The 25144-nt window shown below is 61.1% G+C and carries 22 protein-coding genes, 1 tRNA gene and 1 pseudogene; 11 read left to right on the top strand and 13 right to left on the bottom strand.

Annotation, left to right across the window (positions count from 1 at the left end; translation table 11 throughout):
* Positions 1–32: 32 nt before the first annotated feature.
* The 3 genes and pseudogenes from obgE to rplU all read right to left on the bottom strand — a co-directional run.
* A pseudogene (gene obgE / locus B9P64_RS28335) lies at positions 33–191 on the bottom strand (GTPase ObgE); the annotation flags it as partial.
* 102 nt (positions 192–293) lie between these two features.
* Complete coding sequence (rpmA, locus tag B9P64_RS23270) at positions 294–557, bottom strand: 50S ribosomal protein L27 (protein WP_085318453.1); 264 nt, start codon at positions 555–557, stop codon at positions 294–296.
* 30 nt (positions 558–587) lie between these two features.
* Positions 588–899: a 50S ribosomal protein L21 gene (gene rplU, locus B9P64_RS23265; protein WP_085318452.1), complete on the bottom strand. Its 312-nt coding sequence runs from the start codon at positions 897–899 to the stop codon at positions 588–590.
* A 182-nt stretch (positions 900–1081) separates the two neighbouring features.
* On the opposite strand from rplU, the gene B9P64_RS23260 reads away from it, so the two are divergent.
* The 4 genes from B9P64_RS23260 (at position 1082) to B9P64_RS23245 (ending at position 4461) form a co-directional block, all read left to right on the top strand.
* Positions 1082–2050, top strand: coding sequence for a polyprenyl synthetase family protein (locus B9P64_RS23260; RefSeq protein ID WP_407919702.1), 969 nt, complete (start codon positions 1082–1084; stop codon positions 2048–2050).
* 8 nt (positions 2051–2058) lie between these two features.
* Positions 2059–2135: transfer RNA gene (locus tag B9P64_RS23255), tRNA-Pro, on the top strand.
* A gap of 170 nt (positions 2136–2305) precedes the next feature.
* Positions 2306–4054, top strand: coding sequence for a site-specific integrase (locus B9P64_RS23250; RefSeq protein ID WP_085318450.1), 1749 nt, complete (start codon positions 2306–2308; stop codon positions 4052–4054).
* 44 nt (positions 4055–4098) lie between these two features.
* The gene (locus B9P64_RS23245) at positions 4099–4461 is read left to right on the top strand and encodes a helix-turn-helix transcriptional regulator (protein WP_085318449.1); all 363 of its coding nucleotides are present in this window, start codon (positions 4099–4101) and stop codon (positions 4459–4461) included.
* A 178-nt stretch (positions 4462–4639) separates the two neighbouring features.
* Here B9P64_RS23245 and B9P64_RS23240 read toward each other — a convergent pair whose 3' ends face one another.
* From B9P64_RS23240 to B9P64_RS23220, 4 genes are all read right to left on the bottom strand, one after another.
* Positions 4640–4846 carry a hypothetical protein gene (locus B9P64_RS23240; RefSeq protein ID WP_085318448.1) on the bottom strand — a complete coding sequence of 69 codons (207 nt, stop codon included), beginning with the start codon at positions 4844–4846 and terminating at the stop codon, positions 4640–4642.
* A gap of 153 nt (positions 4847–4999) precedes the next feature.
* Positions 5000–5728, bottom strand: coding sequence for a hypothetical protein (locus B9P64_RS24820; RefSeq protein WP_139826505.1), 729 nt, complete (start codon positions 5726–5728; stop codon positions 5000–5002).
* Between the two features lie 1335 nt (positions 5729–7063).
* A complete protein-coding gene (locus tag B9P64_RS23225) occupies positions 7064–7675 on the bottom strand; it encodes a hypothetical protein (RefSeq protein ID WP_139826504.1) in 612 nt (203 codons plus the stop codon).
* On the bottom strand, positions 7675–8385 hold the full coding sequence (locus B9P64_RS23220; RefSeq protein WP_139826503.1) for a hypothetical protein: 711 nt from the start codon (positions 8383–8385) through the stop codon (positions 7675–7677). Before B9P64_RS23220 ends, B9P64_RS23225 begins: the two co-directional genes overlap by 1 nt.
* Positions 8386–8576: 191 nt before the next feature.
* On the opposite strand from B9P64_RS23220, the gene B9P64_RS23215 reads away from it, so the two are divergent.
* The 7 genes from B9P64_RS23215 to B9P64_RS24800 all read left to right on the top strand — a co-directional run bounded on the left by B9P64_RS23215 (position 8577) and on the right by B9P64_RS24800 (position 14852).
* Complete coding sequence (locus B9P64_RS23215) at positions 8577–9383, top strand: metallophosphoesterase family protein (RefSeq protein WP_085318443.1); 807 nt, start codon at positions 8577–8579, stop codon at positions 9381–9383.
* 134 nt (positions 9384–9517) lie between these two features.
* The gene (locus B9P64_RS23210; RefSeq protein WP_085318442.1) at positions 9518–9928 is read left to right on the top strand and encodes a hypothetical protein; all 411 of its coding nucleotides are present in this window, start codon (positions 9518–9520) and stop codon (positions 9926–9928) included.
* A gap of 52 nt (positions 9929–9980) precedes the next feature.
* Positions 9981–10514 carry a hypothetical protein gene (locus B9P64_RS24815; protein ID WP_139826502.1) on the top strand — a complete coding sequence of 178 codons (534 nt, stop codon included), beginning with the start codon at positions 9981–9983 and terminating at the stop codon, positions 10512–10514.
* 223 nt (positions 10515–10737) lie between these two features.
* On the top strand, positions 10738–11694 hold the full coding sequence (locus B9P64_RS23200) for an AAA family ATPase (protein ID WP_176256946.1): 957 nt from the start codon (positions 10738–10740) through the stop codon (positions 11692–11694).
* On the top strand, positions 11691–12605 hold the full coding sequence (gene repC / locus B9P64_RS24810; RefSeq protein WP_139826501.1) for a replication protein C, IncQ-type: 915 nt from the start codon (positions 11691–11693) through the stop codon (positions 12603–12605). The genes B9P64_RS23200 and repC overlap by 4 nt, the downstream gene beginning before the upstream one ends.
* A 245-nt stretch (positions 12606–12850) precedes the next feature.
* Entirely contained in the window at positions 12851–13264 is a 414-nt protein-coding gene (locus tag B9P64_RS24805; protein ID WP_139826500.1) for a hypothetical protein, read from the top strand.
* Positions 13265–14273: 1009 nt separating this feature from the next.
* A complete protein-coding gene (locus B9P64_RS24800; RefSeq protein WP_139826499.1) occupies positions 14274–14852 on the top strand; it encodes a hypothetical protein in 579 nt (192 codons plus the stop codon).
* Between the two features lie 278 nt (positions 14853–15130).
* Here the strand turns inward: B9P64_RS24800 and brxL are convergent, their stop codons facing one another.
* From brxL to B9P64_RS24795, 6 genes are read right to left on the bottom strand one after another with little or no spacing between them, the layout of a single operon-like run.
* On the bottom strand, positions 15131–17176 hold the full coding sequence (brxL, locus tag B9P64_RS23190) for a protease Lon-related BREX system protein BrxL (protein WP_085318457.1): 2046 nt from the start codon (positions 17174–17176) through the stop codon (positions 15131–15133).
* Positions 17177–17178: 2 nt separating this feature from the next.
* The gene (gene pglZ / locus B9P64_RS23185) at positions 17179–19509 is read right to left on the bottom strand and encodes a BREX-1 system phosphatase PglZ type B (protein ID WP_085318438.1); all 2331 of its coding nucleotides are present in this window, start codon (positions 19507–19509) and stop codon (positions 17179–17181) included.
* Complete coding sequence (locus B9P64_RS23180; RefSeq protein WP_085318437.1) at positions 19506–20150, bottom strand: retron system putative HNH endonuclease; 645 nt, start codon at positions 20148–20150, stop codon at positions 19506–19508. The genes pglZ and B9P64_RS23180 overlap by 4 nt, the downstream gene beginning before the upstream one ends.
* Positions 20147–21406 carry an AAA family ATPase gene (locus B9P64_RS23175; RefSeq protein ID WP_085318436.1) on the bottom strand — a complete coding sequence of 420 codons (1260 nt, stop codon included), beginning with the start codon at positions 21404–21406 and terminating at the stop codon, positions 20147–20149. The genes B9P64_RS23180 and B9P64_RS23175 overlap by 4 nt, the downstream gene beginning before the upstream one ends.
* The gene (locus B9P64_RS23170; protein WP_235840109.1) at positions 21403–24849 is read right to left on the bottom strand and encodes an Eco57I restriction-modification methylase domain-containing protein; all 3447 of its coding nucleotides are present in this window, start codon (positions 24847–24849) and stop codon (positions 21403–21405) included. Before B9P64_RS23170 ends, B9P64_RS23175 begins: the two co-directional genes overlap by 4 nt.
* Positions 24786–25142: a hypothetical protein gene (locus tag B9P64_RS24795; protein ID WP_139826498.1), complete on the bottom strand. Its 357-nt coding sequence runs from the start codon at positions 25140–25142 to the stop codon at positions 24786–24788. The genes B9P64_RS23170 and B9P64_RS24795 overlap by 64 nt, the downstream gene beginning before the upstream one ends.
* Between the last annotated feature and the right edge of the window lie 2 nt (positions 25143–25144).

The following is a 25144-nucleotide window of genomic DNA, read 5'->3' as shown; positions in this document are numbered from 1 at the left end:
TTCTACATGCACTTGTAGTCGTCACTGTGCTGCGTGTGTATGTTGCGTGCGGCCTCTGCTACCATCCTGCGCTCCCGCCCGCCCTCGCCTCCTTCCGGCCAACCGAATGGCACGAATTTTTCGCGCCTCATAGATGCCTAACCGTTGCCACCCTTGCCGGCGTGGACCTCGATACGCGCTTTCTCAACAATCTACATGTTCGACTCCCGACGGATTCACCGGCAGCAATGAAAAGGGCCACGCCCAGCGTGGCCCTTGAATTTCCGGCGTGCGGAAACGTCGTGGTACGAAGCTCAGGCCTCGACCGGAACGATGCGCACGAAAGACTTGCGCGCCGGACCCTTGACCGTGAACTCGACCTTGCCGTTCACCAGCGCGAACAGCGTGTAGTCCTTGCCCACGCCGACGTTTTCGCCGGGATGGAACTGGGTACCGCGCTGACGCACGATGATCGAACCGGCGTTGATCACTTCGCCGCCATAGGCCTTGACGCCCAGACGCTTTGATTCTGAATCGCGACCGTTACGGGTTGAGCCGCCACCCTTTTTGTGTGCCATGAAATGCTCCTGTGGATCGTCCGGCTGCGCTCAGGCCTCGATGGCCGAGATTTGCAGTTCGGTGTAGTTCTGACGATGACCTTGGCGCTTTTGATAATGCTTGCGGCGCCGCATCTTGAAGATGCGGACCTTGTCGTGACGACCGTGGCTTACCACCGTCGCCTTGACGCTTGCACCGGATACCAGCGGCGCGCCGAACTTGATCTGTTCGCCAGCGCCCACAGCGAGCACTTCGCTGATGGTGATTTCCGAGCCCACGTCCGCAGCAATCTGTTCTACCTTGATCTTCTCGCCGGCGACAACCTTGTACTGCTTGCCTCCGGTTTTTATGACCGCGTACATCTGGACCTCGCATAACTCTTGACTTCAAGTGAAGTCATTAAACAAAAAAGCGGCCGAGGGGACCGCTTTCGGGAACTGGCTATACTAGCCGGCACGCGCAGGCCTGTCAAACAAATCCCCTTATGAATCAAGAGCCTCGGGCCGATTCCGGTCTGCAACCCCTGAGCACCGCAGTTGCCCCTTTGAGCGTCAACGAGATCCTCCTCCCCATTGCGGATGACATGCGTGCCGTCGACCGCGTGATCCGCGACCGGCTGCATTCGGGCGTCGCGCTCGTCGAAACCGTGGCCGAGTACATCGTGTCGTCCGGCGGCAAGCGGCTGCGGCCAGCGCTGCTGCTGATGATGGCGGGTGCGCTTGGCTATCGCGGCGAGCACCATCACACGATGGCGGCCGTCGTCGAGCTCATCCATACGTCGACCTTGCTGCATGACGATGTCGTGGACGAGTCCTCGCTGAGGCGCGGTCGCAAGACCGCGAATGCGGCCTTCGGCAATGCCGCCAGCGTGCTGGTCGGCGATTTCCTGTATTCCCGCTCCTTCCAGATGATGCTGGAGCCCGGCGACATGAACATCATGCGAGTGCTGGCCGACGCGACGAACACCATCGCCGAAGGCGAAGTGCTCCAGCTGATGAACTGCAACGATCCCGATGTGGAAGAGGCGCAGTACATGCAGGTGGTGCAGTACAAGACCGCATGTTTGTTCGAGGCATCCGCGCACATCGCCGCGATCCTGGCGGGTGTGGATCGTGATCTCGCGCTGCAATGCGCCGCATTCGGCCGTCATCTCGGCACGGCCTTCCAGTTGATCGACGATGTTCTCGACTATTCCGGCGATGCGGCCGAGATCGGCAAGAACCTTGGCGACGATCTCCGTGAAGGCAAGCCCACGATGCCGATGATCTACTTGCGCGATCACGGAACTCAGGCGCAACGCGCGCTGGTGCGGCAGGCAATCGTCGACGGCGATGCAAGCGCGATCGAACCCATCACGGCAGCGCTGCATGAATCGGGTGCACTCGCCTACACGCGCCGGCGTGCCGCAGAAGAGACAACAACGGCGCTGCGATGCATTGCTGGTGTGCAGGCTTCACAATTCAAGGAAAGCCTGATATTGTTATGTGCTTTCGCGGTTGAGCGCACAGCTTGATTGCGATTCGGGGTGTAGCTTAGCCTGGTAGAGCGCTACGTTCGGGACGTAGAGGCCGGAGGTTCGAATCCTCTCACCCCGACCAGGATTTTCCTTGTAAATCAAGGACTTACCGAAGCCGCAGATATTGCGGCTTTTGTGTTTCTGGCGGTTCTGTTCCAAATCTGTTCCACGCGAGCAGGTTTTTCAGCCCAGAACCCCTCCCGGCTAAAACCGTCTCGCTAACGAAGTCTCCCTTATCCACCGGAGACTTTCATGGCCGACATCACCAATCGCAGCCGCCTGTGTGTCACGGTCAAGAACCGCGACGACCTGACCCAGCACTTCAGCTTCAACAAGCTCGACGATGTCGAGGCCTATATAGCAACGCTGCGGGCGCAACGCCTGAAGCCGCGCGTCGAGCAGCTCGATGAGAGCTGGCTTGTCCGCATCCGCGAGAAGGGCCACAAAGCCCTCACCGCCACTTTCAAGACGCGCACGGACGCGGAGCGGTTCATCGCCCGCACGGCCGAAGAGCGCAGCCGCGGCCTGTTCGTCGACTACACAGCGTCGTTGAAGGTCAGTCTGGCCGAACTCATCGTGCGGTACCTTCTCGAAGAGGCCCCCAAGCACAAGAGCCATCAGGTGCTGGCCTACTCGCTGGAGGGATGGCTTGCCGACAGCGGCTCGGCCGGTCTGGAACTGCTCAAGAAGTACCGGGAGCAACTGCGCCAGCAGGGCCTTCCCGTGCGGGAGGGCAAATTCCAGATGCGTCGCAGCAGTGACGAACTGGCCTGGATTCACAAGCCGCTGTCCGAGATTACGACCGTCGACATCGAGAACTTCATCGGCGACCGTCTCGAGGCCGTCGAGCCGAGTACCGTTGACCGCGAAATCGACCGCCTGAAGTCCATCTTCAAGGTCGCCATCGTCGTCTGGGACTACCCGCTGGCCAAAAACCCGATGGACGCGGTCCGTCGCCCTAAGTATTTCAACGAGCGCGACCGCCGTATCAGCGACGATGAAGAGCGTCGTCTGCTGGAGGCCTTCGCCACGCTGGATTTCGAGCGTGCCGTCGAAGCCCGGTTGAGCGAGCTCGCCAACGCGGCGCTCGCCGACCAGGTGTTCTCGAGCAATAGCGCCCGCAAGAAGGTGCTGGCACCAGTCCGCGCCAAGTTGCTTCCGCTTGCTCGCGAGACTGCCGAGGTCGTGCCCTATCTCCAGGTCTTCTATCTGTTCCAGGTCATGACCGCCGCGCGCCGGGGCGAGACGCTGGGCCTGCCGTGGCAGCACATCGATTTCGACGCCAAGACCGCCTTCCTGCCGGAGACGAAGAACGGTCGTCCGCGCAAGCTCGCGCTGCGGGAAGACTTGCTGGAATTGCTGCGCGACCTGCCTCGCGGCACCCAGCGGGTCTTTGACATGGGCGTCGACTACGTGGTGGGCGCCTGGAGTAAGGCCTGCGCGATAGCCGGCATCACCGACCTGCGCATCCACGACGCGCGCCACGAGGCGTTGTCGCGACTGGCCGAGAGCGGGAAGTTCACCTTGCCGGAGTTGCAGGTTTTCAGCGGTCACCGGGACCTGCGGATGCTCATGCGGTACGCCCACTTGTGTTCGTCGCGCCTGGCGAGGAAGCTCGACGAGTGTTTCAAGGACAGCGCGAAGTTCCGCGTCCATCGTGGACGCAAGGTCCTGAACAAGGCAGCCGACGTCCCGCTGTCCGAGGTCACGACGCTTGCCGATGCCGCCGACGAGGCGCCATCCGTGCCGGCCCCTGCGGTCGAGGCCACACCGCCCCCGTCTTGCTCGCCGGACGCGCAGTCGGAAGCTGGCCTCATCGCCAAGGAGGTGCCGGTTGTTACCGCCAGCGCGCCAGTGGCGTCCGCATCTACGGCGTCCAGCGAGGTCGGGGCGCGAGTCATCGCGTTTCCGGCATCGCGCATCGTGCGGGACGCCACAGGTGAGTCCGTCGCCTCTCGGCCGCGGAGCGAAGGTGCGCCACAAGCGCCCCGCGCCGGATAAACACGGGGCGCTAGACGAGGCATTGCAACCCTGCGATGTCTCCCATGTCCCTCTGCGATTTCAAGCTGCTCACCAAGGCGGATGCGGCCGCCATCTTCGGCGTCTGCACGAAGACCATCGACAACTACATCCGCGAGGGGCGGCTGCCGCCGCCCGTGGAGTTTGCCAGCCGCGAGTACTGGCATCCGGAAGATTTCCGGGCATTCCTGGAACTGACCTTCCGTCGCGTCAGGTCCGACGATGCGCAGCCGGCATCGGGTCCGGACGAAGCCGCTCCGGTCAACGATGGTGAAGTCCCCGCAGTGGGCAGACGCCGGGCAACCCATGACGCAAAGCGCGACAGCAATCCCGTCGTGCGTCAGCAGGCTCGCCAGCAGGCCAGGCTGAGGGAATTGAACGGACAGTAAGCGCAGTGGCTGACAAGGGCGCGCGCGTCAGAGCGTCCTCGGCGGGGCAGTTATCTGGCGATGCCACCCCCCGACGATGCAACGCTGAAAGCCCGTGCTGCCACGGGCTTTGGCGCCGTTGGGTGTCATCCGCAGGATGACACCCTCTCATCCACGGTGAGTAGCCGAGCGTCTGTGCTCAAGCTCTGTCTATGAGGTCCTTCAGTGCTGCGCGCAGGTCGTCGTCGAGGCGCCAGGTGTGCTCGACGATGGCCTTGGCCACGAGGGCATAAGAGACGAGACCGCGACTCGCGGTGGACAACGACTCGGCGAGTTCGCCGTTGTCATCGAGCAGGCGTCGGGACGAGTGCGGCAGCGGGGAAGTGATGTCGTGGTACTGGAGCATGTGCGCCTCCTTTGGGGATTGGGCATATGTCTACCGACCACTTTTAGCCGTACTCGCGCATCTATGCCGGATAGGGCCGGCGGCACAAGCGACGGTCAGGTTCGCGTGCGATGACGGACCTGATGGACGGACTCCACGGCTGAATGAATGCCTCTACGCGGAAGTGACGGTCGGCTTGGCGATGGCGGCAGGCGTGGCGGTGCTGACGCAGTGGAGGGTCGAGAGCCGCTTGCCGCGATTCGCGGTGCGCTGGACGTATGCAATGCGGCGACGCGTGAGTTGCCCCGCCGACCCGCCGCGACGGACATGTTCGCCGGTGACCAGCGCATTGAGCGCCTTGACCTGTGCACGCACGCCGGCGAAGCCGGGCATTCGCACGAGCTCGGCGGTGATGTCATCGGCCGGTATGCCGCGACGCACATCACCGATAACTCGTGCGCGCCATCCTTCGTACGCTTCAGCGGAGAGCGCCCACGTCCACGAAGGGCCGCGCGCTCCGGGGCGCTGATGCCGCCGGAGCTCGTAGTCGCCAAGGGCGATGCGACCGTTTTTTTCCGCTGCATCGCGAAGACGCTCCAGGCGATGCGCTGCATGCGACCCGGGTGTGACGAGCAGGCACACCACGAGCGAGTCCGCATGCTGCTGCCACCAGAGTGCGTATGCGGAGCCTTCGCCGTTTGCACGTGCACGGGCCCGCTGATTGCGATGCAGATGCACTTCGTACAGACGCCGAAACTTCTGCGCGAGCGCCCAGGCGCGCTCAACGCGAACCTCGGTGAGTTGCCAGTAGCAATAGCCGAGGCGGACGTAGTCCGCGATGCGCTGCATGAAGGCAGTCTTATGGTCGAAGACCACCGGGTCATAGCGTTTCAGTGAGTTCATTGCCCTCTCAGGAAGCGCAGCGCGCGGTACGCGCAGCGTGCGTAAACAAGTGCAGGCCCTGCGAAGCAGGGGGCTGAGGGGTATAGGCACCGCGCGCGGTGCGGAAACAAGAAGGTTTCCTCTGGGCGAAGCACAGGCGCACAGCGCAGGACCTTGAAGACGCAAACGCCGCCGGCGTCGGCGCTATACGCAGCACGCATTTGCGTGTCGCTGAAACCGGGCGGCTCACTCACACACTGAACCGTGGTGTCGAGGGTGCCACCCCTCGCACACGACGACCGGGCCGGATGGCCCATCGTTCCATTGCCAATGGGACGAGACTGCGGCAGCCGCGTGCACCTAATCGTGCTGGCGCGGCAATGCGGGTGGCGGTCAACGACTGCCGCTCGTCGCAACGGGGCGCTGCGGGGTGAAATCCCCTGCTTCGACCCCATTCGTGAATGCATTCGAGATGCAGGTTTGGGCGACGTGGACACATGGCTTGTCGGAAGAAATGCCGGCAGGACCTGTCACAAGGAATGCGGGTAGCCAACCCCGCCGCGGGGCGGCCCGAGAGGGTCGAACCGCAGAGGAGCCGCAGTCTGATGAGGTCGTCGAAAGGCGACAGGGGTGCAAGGGAGAACTGGCGCACCCAGGCGCGCTGGACGCAAGTCCAGAGCCCTTCTGATAGCTGAAGCGGATAAGTGTCCCCGACGAGGGATATTTCCAGGTGTGATGCGTAGGGGCGGCCGCAGGCCGTTCAAGCTGTTGTTGATGAAGTTGTCGCGGAGTACCAAAGGCGTCCTGGAAACCTGGCCTTGGGAAAACCTGCATGCACGATACGTGTTATGGGGTGAGCGAGGAGACCTCGCAGAGCATCGCGTCAATGGAGACACTGCGCTAAGCACTGGTCCTTGTGGCTAACACGGGAAGCACTGACCCCGGTCCGACTGGCAGTCGGGCAGCAACGGGAAGTGTGGGAGACCGACTGAGTAGCGATAGCGCCCGCAAGAGCGCGAGTCGAGCCAACATCGCAGAACAGCTGGATGTGATGTGCGGCGAAAGGTCGGAGCAGTCGACGAGGTCGTGGCCTCGGGAGGGGCGTGTGTGAGCATTACTCCGCGCGTGAAGGTGGCACTTCTCGCGTGTCCTCGGGGACGAGGACTTCAGGAACGGCGACGGAGCAGGAGCGCAAGGTCCTTCTAGTCGTTCAATCGCCCCGGGTTCAACCCCGGGGCGATTTCATTGCGCTCATGCGAGCCGGGCGAGCTGCTGGTGCGTACTGCGGCCGGTTTCCACGTGGAAACCGCGCATGGAAAAAGGGCGTCAGCAGGAATGCTGACGCCCTTGAAAAGTTCAATGCACCGTTTGTCTAACCTCAGTCGCGACGCTCGGGTTGACCGCGGGAATGACGACCACGCTTGTGCCGACATCGACCCCGTCAATAAGGCTGACCGGTGCGAGCCATGCAGGAGCGGCTGCGGCGTATGCGAGAACGTCAGCCCGCACAGTGCTCGCTGGCAGCTCGACATCGTTCGCTATCAAAGCGAGCACCGCCGGTGCGTCCTTGAAATCGAGCGTTGTGTGGCACCAGGACAGCTGACGCGTTTCTTCGCTGGAGGCGAGAAGGCCGAAGCGTGAGCGCATCGCTTCCAGGAGCGCCTTTGTTCTGCTGTCGCCCGCGTGCAGAAAGAAGCACAACTGCACTTCCTCGACCTGGAATACGAGGCGGAGGATGCGAGTGCCGGTCGGAGTCAGCACCAAGCCTACATGAAGCTCATGCCTTGCCCCCTCAATATGCAATCGATTGCATATGTCATGGGGAAGCGCGATGGCCACGGCGGCGCCTCGCAACGAGCTGGCGTCTTGAACGACGTCTTGCGCTAACTCGCGGACTTCCTCGTCAGTCAGGACCATGCCGCTGCGCACGTATACATCGCGGTCGTTGATTCGTAGCTTCAGATGCATCAGCAGGCCTCCGCATCACGGTCGCAACCTGAGTTCGCGGCGATGTTGCGCCGCCGCTGCCCTTGGGGCTGCTGCTTCTCGCGCGTATGCGCTGACGAAAGCTTCTTTTCGAAAGCATCTTCGCCAAGCGCGGCACGCTGCAGACAATCGAGCGCTCGCGGCATTGCGAGCCACGACGTCGGCACGTTGCCTGTGGACTCGGCGTACATCGTCGCGATGAAGCTCTGAAGCTCGGCCGGCGCGGTGTCCAGCGAGGGCGGCACCAGGGGGCCGAGTACCGGGTCCTCGCGCAAGATGGCAATCGTATGCTGCGGATGCAGTGCTTCCAGCGCCGTCGCCGGCCAGTCGAAGTCGGTCAGCCGCAGGCGGCCGGACCAGAGCTTTACGAGCGCTGTCGGAACGCGCAGATACCGGGAGCAGCTCTCGGCAAACGCCTGCCCGACATGTTCCGTGCTTCTCGTTCCCTCGGCCAGTTGCCGCAGGTACAAGGGTTGACAGTCAAGCTCTCGCGCGAGCTGGTCAATGTTCTGCTGTCGTCGCAGCGACTCCTTTACAAGGAGGTGGACCAGGGGCGTCGAGTGCGTCGCCGACAGCGCAAGAGCTGTCGGGGCAGTTTGCGATGACTCGCGGCTCCGAGCTGCGAGCGCAGGCGCTGCATGATGCGAGCGGTCTGGTTTCGGCGTCCGGGCTGCATGGGTTCTTTCCTTCATGTCGATGTCCTGTTTCGATGTCCTTGCAGCGAAGGTGCTGCGACTCGTATAGGCACGACGTGAAGTGGGTTGGCGGCTGATGCCTGACCAACGGCTTTGCCGGCGCTGGTGACGCGCGACATCATTAGGGCGTGCGTGCGCCCACGCGTTCACCAGGTTCCCGTCTCCATCCTCCCTTTGGCTCGCCCGCCATGCGCATCCAACTTGCGTCCGACTTGCACCTTGAACATCTGACGTCGCGGTTTCCCGGTGAACCTCTCATTCGCCCCGTTCCGGCGGCAAAAGTGCTTGTGCTTGCCGGGGACATCGGACGGGTCAAGGATGTCGTGCGAGTGTTTGGGGACTGGCCGGTACCGGTGCTCTACGTGCTCGGCAATCACGAGTTTTACAGCGAAAGAGTCGATGCGGTTCGAGACCAGGCGCGCCAGCTGACCGCGGGTACGCCGATTCGGTACCTTGAACGGGAGGCCTTTCAGCTAGACGGCGTGCGCTTCCTCGGGACGACCTTGTGGACGGACTACCGCTATCCTGACGGCTGTTCACAAGCAGAGTTGATGAGGGCGGCTGAGCAGAGCATTTGGGACCACCGTGCCATCGCGTTCTGTCAAGGCACGGCCTTCGGTGCGGCGCAGGCCTTGGCCGAGCACGAGGCGTCAAGGCATTGGCTGCGGACGGAACTCGCGCGCCCTTTCCAGGGCAGGACGGTCGTGATTACCCATCACGCTCCGCATCCGCGCTCGGTCCATCCGCGCTTCGACGGGTCGCTGGTCAATGCCGCGTTTGTCAGCGACCTCAGCAAGTTGATGCCGCAGGCCGACCTGTGGCTGCATGGTCATGTGCACGACTGCTTCGATTACCGCGTCGACGGCTGCCGCGTGGTCGCCAATCCACGAGGCTATGCAGAAAACCGGCGCAGCGCTGCGCACGTGGACGAGCTGGTCTTCGAAAACGACGAGTTCCGCAGTGATTTGCTCATCGACACCGACGCTCTTGAATGACACCGCCACTCGTGCCCCTACCGAGCCTACGTCTCGCAGTCAGCACCGGTCGATGACCGCGGCCCTGACAGCAGTCGGCGCCACGCTCCTGAGTATCTATACGTGGCTCCATCCACATGCAGTCAGGAGCCGGCATGCAGCTTCGAGAACGCGAGCGCAGTTGGGCGCTCATTCGCATTGTCTACAGCGCCGAGCGGGGCAGGGGCGTTTCGGTTTACCTGGGCAGTCTCGGCAAGGATGCCGAGCATGTGCCCGACGAGCTTCGGCAGAAGTTGACCGAGGACGAGCTGGTGCAAGCACAGCGGCTCGTAGACGCCACTCGTGCGCGTCGTGATGTCGAGCGCCGCGAGCGGTGCGCGCGCAGCCTGCCGTCGGTGATTGATGCCGGTGTTGACTGGTACCGTGACCCTCGCAATGCGCTGGCTCCCAACAAAGCGGCCTTGGCAGCGGAAACGCGCGATGCGTTCTCGCGGCTCCTGGCAGCGATGGTCGAGGCCGGCGTGGGCCGGAAGCGGGTTCGCCGGAAGGGCACATCACCTTCGTGATGACGCATTGGGTTTTCTACACAGGGCAGGACACCCCTCAAAAGGAGAACCCATGCAGGACATGCACCCCATCATCCAGCCGACACTCGTCGTGCCATTGGCGCGTCCTGAGGACCGCCACAGCCTGAACCGAACGGCCGTCAATTCCCTGCTCGTCATTGCGCGTGACTCGGTGTTCCACCAGTTCGAAGACGCAAGCAAGCCAGTCGCATGCGACGTTCGCATCGTGCCCGTCGGGGATGGAAGCGAGGCTGCCGTCGTCGTCTTCCAGCTTGCCGACCTTCAGCTGCGAGTCGTTGCCGCATACGGCAATCCCGTGTTTTCCCGCTGGCTGCATGACTGCTGGCAATCGGGATGCCTGACGCTCGTGCTGTCTACCGTAGGAGGTGAGCTCGGACGCATGCTCGAATTTCCGCTGCAAGCAACGCTCTGCGTGCCGGCGCCGCGTCCCGGCCGGCCGGTCGTCCCGACGGCTGACAGCGGCGCTGTGCATCGGCTGCTGCATGTCTACTTGTCGCAGCCGCAGGCGTGGCCATCATTGCTCCCCGGCGTCGCTGTCCGAGAAGTCGAACTGGCAGAACACTGACTCTTTCACGTAGACGCAGCGCTTTCATTCGCTGACGACTCGCCGCTGGCCATCGCACAACAGCCATTCCGCTCCCGGGCTCGGCGCTTTCGCGTCGAGCCCGGCTCTTTTCTCGGCACGAATAAATCCGCCGGCTTTACTGGCAGCCATCGCTGTCAGCACCTGTCGATGGTCGGGATGGCGCTCGCATCGGGCGGGCGCTCTCGTATCCATGTGCTCGTGCATGAACACACTTTATGAACCCCCGCTGGCGGCCATGCCGTCTCTGCCGCGTCTGTCCATCCGCGAGGCGCTGCATTCGCCTCCGTCCGACCCCGATTTCGTTTTGCCTGGCCTCGAGGTGCGCACGGTGGGCGCCCTGGTTGGTCCGGGCGGCATCGGCAAGACGTACTTCGAGCTGCAGCTCGCCATGGCCGTCGCCCTCGGGATTCCGACCCTCCTTCATCAGGCCTTCAACGAGTGCGCCGCAGTCGAGCCCGCGCGCGCGGTGCTCCTGGTGGCTGAAGAAACCGAAGCCGTCATGCACCGACGCCTCACGGCCGCCGTGCATGGCTTGATGCTGGCCGACAAGCCTTGGGCCCCGACTCTCGGCTTAACGTGGAACGAGGTCGTTGAACGACTGAGTCGAAATCTCGTTATTAGTCCACTGGCGGGCCATCCCCTGCCGCAAGTGTCTGGTGCTCGACCAGTGCCGGCGGAGCTGGACGACATCGTGCGTGGCGCACGGCTCGTGATGCTCGACCCGCTGCGGCATTTCAATCCAGACGACGAGAACGACTCGAAAGAGATGTCTGCGTTGCTGCGGCAGTTGCAGCGGCTGGCCGTCGAGCACGAATGCGCTCTCGTCGTCGCCCATCACGTCACGAAGCTGTCAGTCGTGAACGGCATGGGAAATCAGGCATCAGCCGGTCGCGGGTCTCTCTCGATTACTGACACTGTGCGTTGGCAATTGAACCTGTCGACCCCGGGCAAGGGCGAAAGGGATGCCGGGGCTGGAGCAGCGTCGAGCGCATCACAACGCCTTCCGCTGGGCGTGAAGCGCAGTGCGCTAGTGCAGATGGACCTGGTGAAGGCGAACTACCGCAGCCTGCAGGGCGGTTGCTTTCTGCAGCGCAATAGCCACGGTGTGCTTTCGCTAGTGGCGAACCGTGGCACTCGCGACATGGGTGAGTCGGCATGACGCCTGAGCTCATTGCGTACTGCCCGCCAGCGCTTCTGGCGTGCCCGGTGTTCCAGCCGCTTCAGCGTGGAAATCGCCCGCCCTCGTCATCGATGTGTACGCGTGGCGAAAAACAGTACTTGTGGACAGCGTCGCAAGCCTTGGGAATCAGTGACCAGACCGTGCTGCTTGCCCTACTTGCTATTGCACGAATGCAAATGCAGTCAATACCGTACTTGTTCCAGCGAGTGTCAAGTGATGTAACAGAAGCCCAATTTTGCGCAACGCTCGACGAAGTGGCGCTTCACGCGCGCATTGCGCGCGGAGGCTCCGGCGGAGCAACGATTGCCGGCGCCCTGCAACGCCTCGCCGGGCTTAGATTGAAGGTCATTAAGGGTGACGAAACGACGCATCCTTTTTTGCACTATACCTACACAAGAGGAAAACAGGGGCGGGTGGGCTTTTCGCTATGCCCACTGGCGCACCGTGCGCTTGTGGGGCGGGAATACGCAGCAGTGAATCTCGAAGAGCGATTCAGCTTTCGGACCGAGTTGGGCCGGGCATTGCATGCCTCGTTGAGTCAAGCGGTAAGTCCTGGCAAGGCAGTCCTGTTCAAGACGTCAACGCTTCTGGCACGACTGTATTCAAATGCCGAAAGTACTGATTCGACCACGCGGCGCTTTCGACAGCTTGATGTCGAACTGGAAAAGCTTGCCCGGCTGCCCGGCTGGCATATCGTGCAGGAAGGCGATTTGCGCCAAATCGCTCGCCGGCGCGTAGTCGTGACCAAGAGCGAGATGGCACAAAGGCAAGGCGTGGACGGCATACGGCACAACGAGCAGCCACATGCGGCACTTCCAATGCCCGCAGACCCACACAAATCCTGTCGTTCCCTAGGAGAAGAGCTTTTGGCTCTATTCACCACAAATTAAATAACAACAGGACGGGCCAGCATCCGACAGATGCTGGCCCTTTGTTCATGGAGAAAGTATTGGCTGGCCTGGTTTAACGAACACGGTTGCGAAGTACCGACCGTGCGATTCTGATGGGAAAGAAGTGTTTACCGACGGATGAAATCTCTGGCCTTTCGTCGGGTGTGTCGAGATAAAAGGTCGAAAGATAAAAGCCGGTCCTTAGACGGTTTGCGGCACTTGGCCGTGACCTCATAGGACTCGACATGAACAGCTTTTCTGTCTCGCTTTACCCTTGTGATTCCCGCTGCCGCTACTGGGCCAAAATCATTCGCAAGGGGCAGTCGCTGCCGTTGCCTGCTGATGTGAACGGGGCAAATGACATCCCTGGCAAATATCTCCGGGGTGACGAAGAACTGCTCCCCGGCGATGTTTTGTTTGAAGGCGAAGCGATGCACCACCGGAAAAACCGGGGTTGGCACTATGTCGTGCAGGTTGTGACGGAGGCGGGCGAACTCCGCCGATTCGTCAACGGAGCGTTTTCGAATCAGAAGGCGCAGATGAAAGCCCAAGGCATGTCGCCTGACTATCTGCGTGGTGCCGGAGATGTGGCCGCCATGGTGCGTATCGCTCACGGAATCCGACTAGGGTTAGAGGTGCGGTCGGACGAAGACGATTAATTGTAGATACGGCGAAACATAACCACTGAAATAATGGGTATTCCAGGCGAGGCAATAACCAGGAAACTACCGGCGTTCTGATTTTTATGCGGTTATATCGGGCGCAAGCGGAACTAGCCTGTTCGTACATAGGAGTGCGGCGGTTGATGTTATCGCTATGGCGGACAGCATGTCGCTGACCGCCATAGCGTCTTGCGGGTGTTCGTCGCCAGTTGATTTTGGAGGCACGGTCGGCGAAACGCAGACCAAATCCACTTTAAGTACATCCAAGAGGACGCTGGATATTGGTGAAAGCTGTGCAAGTCGTCGACAAGTCGATGTAGCGCAGGTGGGTTTGTAGGTTGGCCAACTCTTGATGTGTCTGAAAGCTCGCTACGCATCCAGAGAGGGGCGAAAGACGACAAGTGGGTTAGGCGCTCGAATTTTCTTGAAGCCAAAGACAAATTTGTATCCAATTGCAACATGGCATTGTTGGAATTGATTTCTACACAGGGACAATTTTGAGCCTTGTTGGAAAAGAGAAAAATCAAATTTTTATGGTCAAGGTGCTGTTTTTCGACGGAAAGATTAAAAGGCGGCAAGCGTGACATTTGCACAGTTAGCGACGTTGAATTCGAATTTTTTATATTGATGAAAATTCATTGATTTGTGCGTGGTTTCCTGGGGAATCTGCGGGCCGAGTAAGTGCTGTCCGTCGAATGTAATGTAAGCCTTGTAAAGGTGGAAGCGGTATGACATGCTTGTTTGACATGTTTTTACTTGGCTTTTCGTAGAAAACTTTGTTTGGTCGTCGATGTTTAACAAAGTGAGCTTTAAAAATAGATTTTTGCACGCATTTTTTTTGGTGATTTTCATCGGGTCATGCTGTCTTTCTGGTTTCGCGGGGGGTTGAGTTTCGTCTTTGTGTCGTGCTCTTATTGTTCGCACTGCGGCATTAAGTTTCCGTCGAGAGTTTTCCCGACGTGTATTAAGGCTGCGATGGTTTTGACAACGAAGCTTGGAGGATGGCATGAGGGAAACTGACCTGCGTTTGAATGAGCGGCCGTTGCATATGTTGGGGCGGGCAATGCATGAGATTTTAAAGGAGGCCCAGGAAACAGAAGGCTTTACTGCACCTATGGTTGCTGTGCTGGCACTTTATGCGGAAAGCTTGTCGCGTAAACTGGATGTGTGGTCTACACAAGGAAGTGAGGTTGGCCTGATGTTTGAGGATGAGTCACACCAAAAGCTGCGAGAGGTGACTCCAGATTCGTTAAAAACGCAAGTCGCACATTTTGCGAATAGGTTGTACCGCGTGCAAGAGGCATACTACGAGTACCAAGAAGTCGTGGTGAGTTTGCTCCCGCAAGCCACGCTCTTTGTGAATGCGGCCGGCTTGTTTTTGCAAAAAGCCCTGTTGTGTCGAGGGGATAGGTTGCCGACTTCGTTGGAGAATATTCACGAAATTTTTAATTTTGTGAATAAGGTGGAGGGCTATTTTGACGTTCCTAATATGGACGAATTGCTCGCGGATGTGGGGATGGAATTGGCAAGGCAGTGTGCCAAAAGGAAAGGCGCGAGCGGTGGCGATGGCGTTGCTGCCAATTAAGGCTGTTTAGTTGGTCGACGATTTTTGGTTGTTTTAGTGAAAAACAGCTGGCGGTAGTCCGGTGGGTATAAGTTTGTATTTGACTACCGCTTTGCTGATTTTTGAAGACATTGAAGACTGGGCATCTCAAACAGAGTCCCTATCTGCCATAATAGAGATGGTTGGATAGTGCGCTTGTGGAGCCGAAGCTCGTTTGTACTTTGTCCTGACACAGTCGACTGTGGACACAGTATGCTTATATTCTCTTATGCTGAGAGTAATTTGCTTCCAAGTCATACTTAATCCGCAAGAGCTTTCAGCAAGGCATCCCGCCCGTCTTGGTAAAACTCAATATCGAGCTTGGTTGCCATCTCATCGGAGAGGTCGAATAGTTGTCGGCGGCAAGAAACCGGCAGTAGCAAAGACTTAGCTCCTTTTTCGACCGCAATTTCCGCGAGCGTTACTGCATTGTGAATGGGTTCGATGGTCCCGCCTAGCGTCACTTCGCCCACGACTATTACGCCGCCACGTACCGACTTTTTCAGCAAGGCGCTGGACAAGGCCAAGAGGGCCGCCACTCCGGTCTTAGTCCCCGACTTGGCTGCGTCGAATCCACGCAACTGGACCGAGAACTCATGCGACCGAGGGTCGCGGTCGCCGACTAGTTGCTGTGAGCGTGCATAGAGGTTTTGCTCAGCACAGCGAATGGATTCTTTGAAGGCCGCCGGCACCGGGTTATTGAGGACGCGAACGCCGCTGCCGGGCCCTTCAGTAGCTTCCAGGCGAAACAACCCTGGGTGTTCGTCCTGGCCGCCGGGACTGAGTGTCCAAATCTGGCCGCACTCGAGCGGCTCGTCGCCGATGCCGCCCTGACTTTGCAGTTCTGGCGTGCTGACAAACTTTTCAATTCCCTCGGCACCCATGGTGTAGCTGAAGTGGGTGTTGCGAAATTCAGCTGCACCAATGCGCTTTTGCTGCTCTTTAACTCGCCGCCGTACCTCTAACGCCAAGCGAACGGCCCACTCCAAGTCCTCGTCGGTGACTGATGTCGCCGCGTCTGGATACAGCAACTTGAGCAACCCGCTGACGGTCTTATTGACACCGTTGAGGTCTCGACCTGAGAGCGCGCCGCCCCAATAGACCCGCCCCTGCAGAGTTGATACCCGGCTTTGGTTGCGCAGCTGAGTGAAGCACTCGGACAGGAAATCGCTGACTAAGCCAAAGTGCTGGGTGAACAGCTCCGGATTCAGCTTTGGTACATCCCAGCCCGGAAGAAAACAGTGGATGCGGTCCATGAAGGCCGTGTCGTCTCGCATTTCGGGCGGAAGTGGGCCGAACAGATGGCCGATACGCTGCTGGTGCTCCACGTCGACGTCAAAATTGCCCACCAGCACGATGGAGCCATCCGCGCGGATGCTTTCCTTACCTCTAGAGAACTCGCCGCTCTCCATGTAGCCCTTCATGATGTTGACGCCGTCCTTCTGGTCGAAGGAAACGCCTGACACCTCGTCGAAGCAGACCACGTCGTACTGGCACACCAGGCCCCGTTGGCCGCTGGCATTGTTGACGAACATGCGGGCCACCGTGGCCTTACCGCCAGAGATGAGGTGCGCGTACGGCGAGACCTGCTGAAACAGGTGCGATTTGCCCGTGCCGCGAGGCCCGAGTTCGACGAGGTTGTAGTTGCGCTCGACGAATGGGACCATGCGGAGCAACAGCGCGTCTTTGGCCCGCTCGGGCAAGGTCTCCGGCTCGAAGCCCACGCTGCGCAGAAGTAGGTCGCGCCATTCGGCAGTCGTGAATTGTTCGCGGCCCTTGGCCAAGGCGTCCAGCACCTCGCGCTTCGACAGCTGGATGGCACGCAGGGCAATCACGCCAAAGGGGCGGCCACCCTTTTCCTGAGCAATGGAGGCGTCGTAGCCCAGCGTGACCTCAGCGTAGAAGCCACCGGTCAGCATGCGCTCGTTGTCCTTGACCATCTCTGGCGTCAGCCGAACCTCATTCAGCCTCAGACTGGGCAAGGTGGCGACATACGAATCGGTTTTGGAGTCAAGCCGGGCCGTGATGATGTCGATGATTTTCACGGACCCGGATTCACGCGCTCGGGCCTTGAACAGCTCTTCCTCGCCAGCCTTCACGGTGCGAGAACCCAGCTGCCGTTGCACGATGTCCAGGCCTTCCTGAATTTCGGCTTCGTCCGTCGTCGCGCAATAGCGACCGAGCAGAAACTCAACTACGTAGGTAGGCACCGGGAACTGGCGGCTGAAGGTGCGCACCAAGTCTTTGCGCACCACATAGCCCTCGTAGGCGGCCGTGGCCTTGCGGTCCAGTTCGTCGAGCTGCATCGTCACCTTTCTCCTACCGTGGTCGCCTGCTTCTGCAGAATTTCGCCTTCAGTTCCCAGTACTACGACCACGGCGGCTGCGCCCATCTGCTCATCATCCGCCACTGCCAGACTGGCTTTGCCGCCGTCCAACAGCTTGCTAGCCGCTAGCGAACTGGAAGCCAACGCCGCTTTGGTGCGAATGTCGACCCGCTGGCCCGCCGAAGCACCGGCCACCACGACCGTGCAGCGTAGACCCTTCCAAGCGACCGACTGAATCGTCACGGCGGCGCCAGGTACCGTCGTACTGGCGCATTCCAGTTGCAGGACGGGGACTAGGCACTCCTGCAAGCTAATACCACCGTGTGCGTAGTCCGTGCCCGCCACAAAGTTAGTCACCCCAGGCGCATAGGCCACCTGTACATCCTTGCACCAGTCCCAGCCGAAGGTCAGCGGCGTGCCGTAAGCGCTGTCCTTAAGCACCGCGCAGCGTCCCCACCGCGTCTCAGCCTGATGCTTCGCCAACTCCGACTTTGGTAGTCCACCAGGAACCAACAGCCAACCGTGGTCAGTGACGACACGGATGCGCTTCCAGCCGGCATCGGCCAGCTCGGTGATGCGCTCGACGACCTGGTCAAGCTGGGTCGTCATGTCCCGCGCCAAGCGGATGCCATGCTCGTGCCCATAGTGGTCAAGGTCGCCGGCTTCAGTCCATGCCCGGCCCTGCGGGTCCCCGGTCTCGTGCTTCTCTAGGGGCACGACACCCTGTTCGGCTAGCAGCTTCCGAAAGTTGTGGGCTGAGAGCGGCTTGCCGTCGGCGGTCACTCTGGGTTGGAAGTCAACATCGTCAGCCGTGCCGACGATGAGGCTGGCCACCGGCGAGCACCACGCCTTTCCGGATGCCGTGACCGAGGGCATGCTGGTCCAGTCGGCTTCGAGGCTGGTGATGCCCAGCGACGAAAGGCGCTGCTCCAGCAGTCGGGCGACGTCATAACGCAAGCCGTCGACGAAGACCGTGCAAGTCCCCTCCGTCAGAGTTCCGGTGCCTTGAGCCGGCAATGCCTTCAAGCCCCCCGCGGCCTTAACCGCCTCCTGGAGCCTTCTGGCGGATTCCTCCAGCCAGGGCAGGTACATCGCGCGCAGGGCTGCACCAACGGGTTCAGCGTCACTCTTTGCGTGGACGCAGCCAAGCGCCTTCAGTGCTGCCTGGTCGACTTGCCATCCCGATTGCTGATAGTTGACTGCCAGCTCCGTTGGCGTCTGCCCGAGGGGCAGGGTTGAGCTTCGCTGGGCCACTTCGGCTAGGTGCTCCAGCGCGGCCGCCAGCGGTGACCGGCCCATGCGCGACCACAGCCAGTTGCGGCGCAACCCGTGTTCTTTCTCCGCGGCAACGACCGCTGCGCGCGCCTGGGCCGCGTCCATGTTCGCGCAGGCTGCTAAGGCATAACGCAGCGAGTTTTCGCTTTCCTCGTTGGCCTGCGGGTAGCCGGCCAGTTGTTCCTCGTCCGGGAAGAGCCCCAGTTGCGGCGGCTGGACCTTGGCCAGCAACGGATAGACGTTTGGGAAGCTGGCGAACGAGTCGCGGTACAGCACCGCAACCGCGGCCCACTTGCCTTCGCCCTTGGCCAGACGCTCGGCCGCCACCAGCACCCCGTCGGCTACCGGGTCAAAGCCAAAGTCAAACTTGCAGCGTTTCGTGAACACATCCCAGAGCACATCGCCCCATTGCTGGCGCACTGGGTCGGGCGCGTTCATCCACTGCAGCAGGTCTCGGGTCGGGTTGGGCGCCAGCAGGCTCAGCAGCCACTCCGCGTTGATGGTCCGTCCTTGGAACTCGACGACAGGCCGCTCCAACAGCACGCCCGCCTGCAGAGCTTGGCCAAGCGCTTCCAGCGTTGCTTTGTCTTGCGCAACATCCAGGCCGAGACCGCCGTTATTTGAAGATAGCAAGGCGCTCACGGTCCAGTCCTTCGCGTTGGCCTGGCTCCAGAAGACGCCGCGGTATTGCAGTTCAGCCAGCGGCTGCAAGTCTCTCGGGCAGCTCTCGATGGCACGCAGCTCTGCCCGGCTGACACCAGGCAGGTAGAGGACCGGCACGCCGTTGATTGGCACCTCAGGCACGAGCCCAGCCATCGCGCACTTCAGCCAAATGGACGGACCGGAGCGGCTCTCAACGTCGTAGCTTCCAAGTGTCAGCAGGTTGGGCATCACCTGCCGCATTCGGCCGATGGCCGGCTCCCATTGACGGTCTTTGTCGGGCCAAAGCACCGCTGCCGTCGGAGCGGCCGTGTGGGAGTTGCCGTCGGCGGCCTTGGTCAGTAGCTCGGCCAGACGGGACAGAACTGTCATCGTCATGCAGCACCTTCGAGCATCTGTTCCGCGAAACGAGCCAGCACGTGCCCGAAGCTGGCGGGAGTGCCGGTTGAATCCGGCCCTCGGTACGCCTGCGCCAACTGCCGCAGTTCGTCATCGGTGACCGACGCGATGAACGCCGCATCGAACACGCTGGCAAGTGCCTCGCCACGGCGGTGGCGCAAGAACTCGATGTCAAGCTTCAGCAAGCTCACCATGTAGGTGGCACCGGCATCTCTTGGCAGGATGGCGCCGTCAAGCGTGTACGTGAAACGGTGTTCACACGTCGGGTCCAGCGGCGAGACATGCAGCGTCTCGTTGAAGTCATGCCCTTTGGCATGCCCGCAATGCAAGGGAGCCCCAGGCTTGGTCTCGCGAATGCAGGAGGCAAACAGGTTCTGGAAGTCGAGCGCCAGGTCGCCACGCTGCTCTTGCGGCCGGAAGTGCTCGATGTGGCTGTCGGCCAGGGTGACGGCACGCCCGCAGTAGCAGCACAGCTTGCCTTGTTCATCCAGCAGCGCCTGATGCAAGTGCCGCTTCTGTGGGTTCTGCAAACCACCGTAGCTGGGCTGCCAAGCGTCGTTGGCCCCAGCCTTCCAGTCATCAAAACTTGCCGGTGCAGCGCCTTTCACGAAGTGCCTCATCGCCCCAGCACCTCTTTGCGCCTCAGCAGCGCTTCGGCGCCAGCAAGTTCGGGGACGCTGGGCGCTTCCTGCTTCAATTCGGCAATCAGCTGCCGCGCCTTGAGCAGCGCCCCACGTTCCAGGTTCGCGAAGATGGAGTCCAGCCGCGCCTTCACATCAGACGTGCGCGACAAGCCGTCCATGACTTCCTCCAGCACCTGGCCAGAGGTCAATCCATAGCTGGCTTGCGGATGCCCGACCAACTGTCCATCGCGAAGCAGCACAACGGATGCCGGCTGCAACTCGCCCACCACCTGCGGCGAGTGCGTCGTTAGGACAAATTGGCAATGCGGAAACGTCGCCTCCAGGCTGCCAACCACTTCTCGCTGCCAGCGGGGATGTAGGTGCAGGTCAATCTCGTCGATGAGCACTACGCCTGCACCCTCATTGGGGTTCGTCAGGCCAGGGTTAAGCACGCTGAGGCGACGCGCCAAGTCGCCTACCAAGGCCAGCATGTTCCGCTCGCCATCGGACAGCTGGGCAACGTTCAGCTCAGCTGCCCCCTTCTTCACCGTCATGCGCAGGGGCGAGCGTCGAATGCGCAACTCGCGAAAGGTCGTGAACGCGGCTACTGCGGTCCGAACAGCTTCCAACGCCTGGTCCCTGAACTGGACATGGTCCCGTCGCTGTTCGTTCTCGTAGTCCTCACGGTTGCGAAACCAGATGAAGAACCGCCGGAAGTCGGCGCCTCCGTGGTCAAGCGCGTCTTGGTAGATTTCGTAGGGGTTGTTCTGGAGTTGTTCTCGCACCCGCATCGGGATGTCGAGCACAGCACGGTTGACGTCGTAGTAGACGGCCAGCGGCAGGTTGTACGGGGCCTGCCGGTCGGTTTCCACATGCTCCCATTCGACGTCCAGCAGCCGCACTGCCTCATTCAGCGCATTGAGGTCGCTCTTTCTGAGCGGGTCGCCCTGCGTCACCTTCCTGCGGTTGGTGACGATGGCCCAGGTCACATCGCCGCCTCTCAACCGCACGGTCAACTCGATGCGCGCGAACTCTGCGCCGTGACGGATGTCGTCCAGTGCAATCGGCCTGGATTTCAGCGGGTGCCCGTTGATGCGCCAAATCAGCTGTGACAAGGCAATCGCCAGGGCGTCCAGCACCGTGGACTTGCCAACGCCGTTGACGCCGACAAGAGCCGTGGTCCGCTCGGTGAAATCGAGCTCCAGGTGCTCAACGCCCCGGAAGTTCCACAGCTGCAAGCGCGTGACGTTCATGGTTTCTGCCCTCTAGCAGCCATTTTCTCCGCGACCGTCAGATGATGGTCATTGATGCGGTCCCCGCCAAACACCTTGAACCACGGCGCACTCTCCACATCCTTGCCGCGGTCCTTGTCCCAGGTGATGTTGAGCTTGGGCTTCTTGTTGTGGCGCAGCACCTCGGCGGTCATCAAGGGGCGGATGTTCAGACGCACGCCGTCGTTGAGGTCGGGGTTCCAGCCGATGGGCTGCTCGGCCAGCGGCTTCCAGCGCACGAAGATGTCGTAGCCGGTCTTGCCGTCGGACTCGCCTTCGAGGATGAGCTCCAGTCGGCGCTTCAGGTCCTGGGCTGCGGCCAGGCGTTGCTGCGCGCCGTCGATGCGGTCGCGCACGCCGGCCTCCTGCTGGCGTATCCAGTCGCCCAGGTAGGTGTGGATGAGGCGCTCCAGCTTCTTGTGGTCGAGCTGGTGGTAGTTCACCAACGCGGCAAAGCCGTCCTTCAGGCCGTCCCACACGTGCCAGATGAAGGGGCGGTGGTGGAAGCGCTTGGCGTGCTGCTCGAAGAACTTCTCGCGCAGCCAGACGTCCAGGCCCTTGCCGACGCAGTCGGCATCGGCCAGCAGCTTGTCGAGCACGGCGGGTTTCCAGCTGCCGGGCTGCACGGTCTCCCAGGCGGCAATCAGCAGCTTGAGCAAGCGGTCGTACGCGGGCGCCTCGCCACGCACCGAGGGCAGGCAGACGATGCCGTCGTCGTCGGTGTGCTCGGCCAGTTTGTCGCAGCGCGCAATCCAGGTGCGCGCCTCGTCGGCCAACTCCATCGCCGTATCGGTCTCGGCTGGCCAGCGGTAACCGGCCAGGCGGGCGACGGCGACTTGCAGCGGGTCAGTGGCGGGTTGCGGGTGGCCGTGGAATAGCCATTGGGTGGGGTCGTCGGAGTACGGCTTGGGCAGCGCATCTATTGGCTCATTCTCTCGATTTGCCCAAGTATCAAAATCAAACTCTACCTCTTCGAATGCAGCTTCGGAAACGCTCAGCTTCTGATTTACTTGGCGCACAGCCGGTGTAAATTCGTCAGAGCTACAAAAACGCCAAAGCGGAAGCAACACTTCGTCTTTGTAAGGAATCAGTAAGGCGCAGTTCCTGTCCCAACTTTCCCCTAATGAAAGCGTCACAGGTAATGAACTCATCCTAGTCACGGCGACGCCCATTCGGCCCCATTGGCTAACATTCCGAATGCTTCCTCCCGGACAAGCCGCCAAAGCCCCCTTCCCGTCCTCGAAAAACAATATCTGCGTTCGGCCAGAAAAGGATGCAGTTATCGCTGGCGAACTAAGCTGATAAATCCAGCCAGCCCCTAGCTTCGATTGCTCCCAAAATAGCTGACGAAATCGCATGGAATCACCGCTATCAATTCCTGCAAAGCTTCTAGCAAAATCCCCGATGCGACCGGCCGAAGCTGTTCGACCCATGACCAACGGAGAATCAGGGCTACGCATTGACTCCGACTGAAGTTGCCGGCCAAGAGCAGTGTGCTTCAGCAATGCAGCTTTTTCAGTCAACGTAGAAACGTTGCTCGCGTCCAAAAATGAAATGCGGTGTGTCGCCCCTGCTTTATTCCGCGCAACCGAAAGAAGGATTGCCTTAACAACTTCGCCGCTAATCGATGAAAATGCACCCGGCCCTAACCTTGCTAGTAGTTGAAATTGGTTGTTGCTGATAAGTGCCTGCCTATGCTCGCTGTAGGTTCGAAGGAACAGCCAGTTCTGCGGCATGACGATTTGCACCACGCCTGCGCCCTGGTCGCGGCTCAGTTCTAGGCAGCGCTCCAGGAAGACGTTGGCCAGGTCGTTCTTGGCCTCTGGGTAGTGCGTCTCGCAGTAGTCCTTCAGCGTGTCGTGCTGCTTCCCACGCGCCAGGTAGGGCACGTTGGTCACAACCAGGTGGTAGCGCCCACCCAGCCGCCTAGCCGCATCCAATAGCCCCTTGGCGGCAAGCGCCAAGTCCCAGCTGTCGTCCTGCAGCTCGCTGGCCTGCCCCAACAGCATCGCCGGACGTTCGGTGGCCAGTGCACGTCCCAGCAGGTCACGCAGGGTGTCAAAGCTCGACGTGGCCAGGTCGTTCTTCAGGCTGCGCGCCGGGTCTAGCAGGCTGCCCAGCAGCGGCGCCTGGGCGAAGCTGGCGTGCAGCAGGCGCAGTTCCTGCCGCAGGTAAGCCGCGTTCGGTGCGTCATCCGGCACCAGGGCCATCCAGTCCTCGGGCTTAGCAGCCACCTTCAGGCCGCAGCAGGCCACCTGCGGCGCGGGCATGGCGGAGCGCACGCCCAGCGGGTCGCCGTTCTCATCCGGGAAACGCCAGGCCGCCAGGGCCAGCGCGAATACGGCGATTTCCACACAGCGAGCGTCCAGCTCCAGGCCGTGCAGGTTGTCAGCCAGCACGGCGTCCACCGCGTCCATCGCACTCAGGCCCTCCGCCGCCATGCGCATGGGCACCAGTAGCAGGAAGGCCGCCACCAGGAAGTGGCCTGAGCCGCAGCAGGGGTCGAGCAGCGTGAAATCTTCCAGCCGGTCCGGCCAGCCTTCGAACGTGCCGGCCGCCGGCGTGCCGTCTTCCAGCGTGCGCAGGTAGGTCAGCGGCACGGGGCAGGTCTGGCCGGGATGGCGCGTCACCCACCAGGCGCCCAGCGAGTTGTGGAGCAGGAAATCGACCATGTAGGGCTCGGTGAAGAGCTGGGTGACGGCGGGCAGCTCGTCGGCGCCAATCTTCACCTCCGAGGCGTTGACCTCATCCTTGCGCTTGGCCTGCCAGAACTGATAGACCCAGCCCAGGCTGTCGCTGGCCTTGAACACCTCTGGCGGCAGCGCGGCCAGCAGGCGCTCCAGCTCGCGCTGGTGCTCCGGCGCGAACGCCAGCTCGAACACCGGGCTCTGCGGCTTGAACACCTGCGGCAGCATGCGGGCGGCCAGCTTGCCGGCCAGCTCCCACTTGGTCTTGGCGCCCAGGTTCATCGCCGGGTCGGCCTCCTGCACCAGGGCTTCGCAGTCGTCCAGCGACACGGCCGCGCTGGGCTCCCACAGCAGCAGGCCGTTCTCGGCCAGGAAGCGGGCGAACAGCATGCGGTGCCAGTGCTCGTAGGCCACTTCCCAGACCAGGTGCTGCAGGGGCTGGGTGTCGTCGCTGGCCTTCTTGTCGCCCAAGGCGCGGCCGTGGGCACGCAGGCGGCGGCGCAGGGCTTTGAGGTCGTCGGTCAGGTAACCGGGGGCACTGGCTTCGCCGACGGCGAGTTGGCTGAGGGCGGCGTGGGCACCCCTCTCGGCGACGTCGCGGGCGGCCTTGACGGTGGCTTCGAGCTGGCTACGCAGAGAGCGGTGCAGCGGCAAATTTGGTGACATGCTCATGCTCAACGATGCGTCCAATAGTTGCCCCGCTTCCAACCACTCATTTGATGGGAAAAAGGAAGCCATTCGTTGCGAGGGGCCAGTCGCCCAAAAAATTCATTGGCATAACCGCGTTCCCACTCGGCTTGGTCACGCTGCATGAATTCATAGAAACCGAGAAAGTGGAAAAAGGCTTGGCGAGGTAGGGCCCTGAATAAATTGCCAATCTGGCTTACGCCTAAGTAGCTACCTCCTTGTTCTTCGTTGCGCTCGAACTGCGCCCGGTGCATTTGCAACATGAACTCATTGATAACGGCCGACACTTCAGGCGCGTCCATCCCGAGGTTCTTCGCGGTTATTTGAATAATTGAATCGTTCACTT

The organism is Derxia lacustris (assembly GCF_002105195.1).
GTDB lineage: Bacteria > Pseudomonadota > Gammaproteobacteria > Burkholderiales > Burkholderiaceae_E > Derxia > Derxia lacustris.
This window is presented reverse-complemented; position numbering and strand designations above follow the sequence as displayed.

What these genes read in the sequence shown, in the direction of transcription:
- repC (WP_139826501.1), top strand. Translation starts at nt 11,691, where the DNA reads ATGACGCCTGAGCTCATTGCGTACTGCCCGCCAGCGCTTCTGGCGTGC.
- rpmA (WP_085318453.1), bottom strand. Translation starts at nt 557, where the DNA reads ATGGCACACAAAAAGGGTGGCGGCTCAACCCGTAACGGTCGCGATTCA.
- B9P64_RS24820 (WP_139826505.1), bottom strand. Translation starts at nt 5,728, where the DNA reads ATGAACTCACTGAAACGCTATGACCCGGTGGTCTTCGACCATAAGACT.
- B9P64_RS24805 (WP_139826500.1), top strand. Translation starts at nt 12,851, where the DNA reads ATGAACAGCTTTTCTGTCTCGCTTTACCCTTGTGATTCCCGCTGCCGC.
- B9P64_RS24815 (WP_139826502.1), top strand. Translation starts at nt 9,981, where the DNA reads ATGCAGGACATGCACCCCATCATCCAGCCGACACTCGTCGTGCCATTG.
- B9P64_RS23170 (WP_235840109.1), bottom strand. Translation starts at nt 24,849, where the DNA reads ATGGCTTCCTTTTTCCCATCAAATGAGTGGTTGGAAGCGGGGCAACTA.
- B9P64_RS23250 (WP_085318450.1), top strand. Translation starts at nt 2,306, where the DNA reads ATGGCCGACATCACCAATCGCAGCCGCCTGTGTGTCACGGTCAAGAAC.
- B9P64_RS23245 (WP_085318449.1), top strand. Translation starts at nt 4,099, where the DNA reads ATGTCCCTCTGCGATTTCAAGCTGCTCACCAAGGCGGATGCGGCCGCC.
- B9P64_RS23215 (WP_085318443.1), top strand. Translation starts at nt 8,577, where the DNA reads ATGCGCATCCAACTTGCGTCCGACTTGCACCTTGAACATCTGACGTCG.
- B9P64_RS23240 (WP_085318448.1), bottom strand. Translation starts at nt 4,846, where the DNA reads ATGCTCCAGTACCACGACATCACTTCCCCGCTGCCGCACTCGTCCCGA.
- B9P64_RS23180 (WP_085318437.1), bottom strand. Translation starts at nt 20,150, where the DNA reads ATGAGGCACTTCGTGAAAGGCGCTGCACCGGCAAGTTTTGATGACTGG.
- brxL (WP_085318457.1), bottom strand. Translation starts at nt 17,176, where the DNA reads ATGCAGCTCGACGAACTGGACCGCAAGGCCACGGCCGCCTACGAGGGC.
- B9P64_RS24800 (WP_139826499.1), top strand. Translation starts at nt 14,274, where the DNA reads ATGAGGGAAACTGACCTGCGTTTGAATGAGCGGCCGTTGCATATGTTG.
- B9P64_RS23200 (WP_176256946.1), top strand. Translation starts at nt 10,738, where the DNA reads ATGAACACACTTTATGAACCCCCGCTGGCGGCCATGCCGTCTCTGCCG.
- B9P64_RS23225 (WP_139826504.1), bottom strand. Translation starts at nt 7,675, where the DNA reads ATGCATCTGAAGCTACGAATCAACGACCGCGATGTATACGTGCGCAGC.
- pglZ (WP_085318438.1), bottom strand. Translation starts at nt 19,509, where the DNA reads ATGACGATGACAGTTCTGTCCCGTCTGGCCGAGCTACTGACCAAGGCC.
- B9P64_RS23175 (WP_085318436.1), bottom strand. Translation starts at nt 21,406, where the DNA reads ATGAACGTCACGCGCTTGCAGCTGTGGAACTTCCGGGGCGTTGAGCAC.
- B9P64_RS23220 (WP_139826503.1), bottom strand. Translation starts at nt 8,385, where the DNA reads ATGAAGGAAAGAACCCATGCAGCCCGGACGCCGAAACCAGACCGCTCG.
- rplU (WP_085318452.1), bottom strand. Translation starts at nt 899, where the DNA reads ATGTACGCGGTCATAAAAACCGGAGGCAAGCAGTACAAGGTTGTCGCC.
- B9P64_RS23210 (WP_085318442.1), top strand. Translation starts at nt 9,518, where the DNA reads ATGCAGCTTCGAGAACGCGAGCGCAGTTGGGCGCTCATTCGCATTGTC.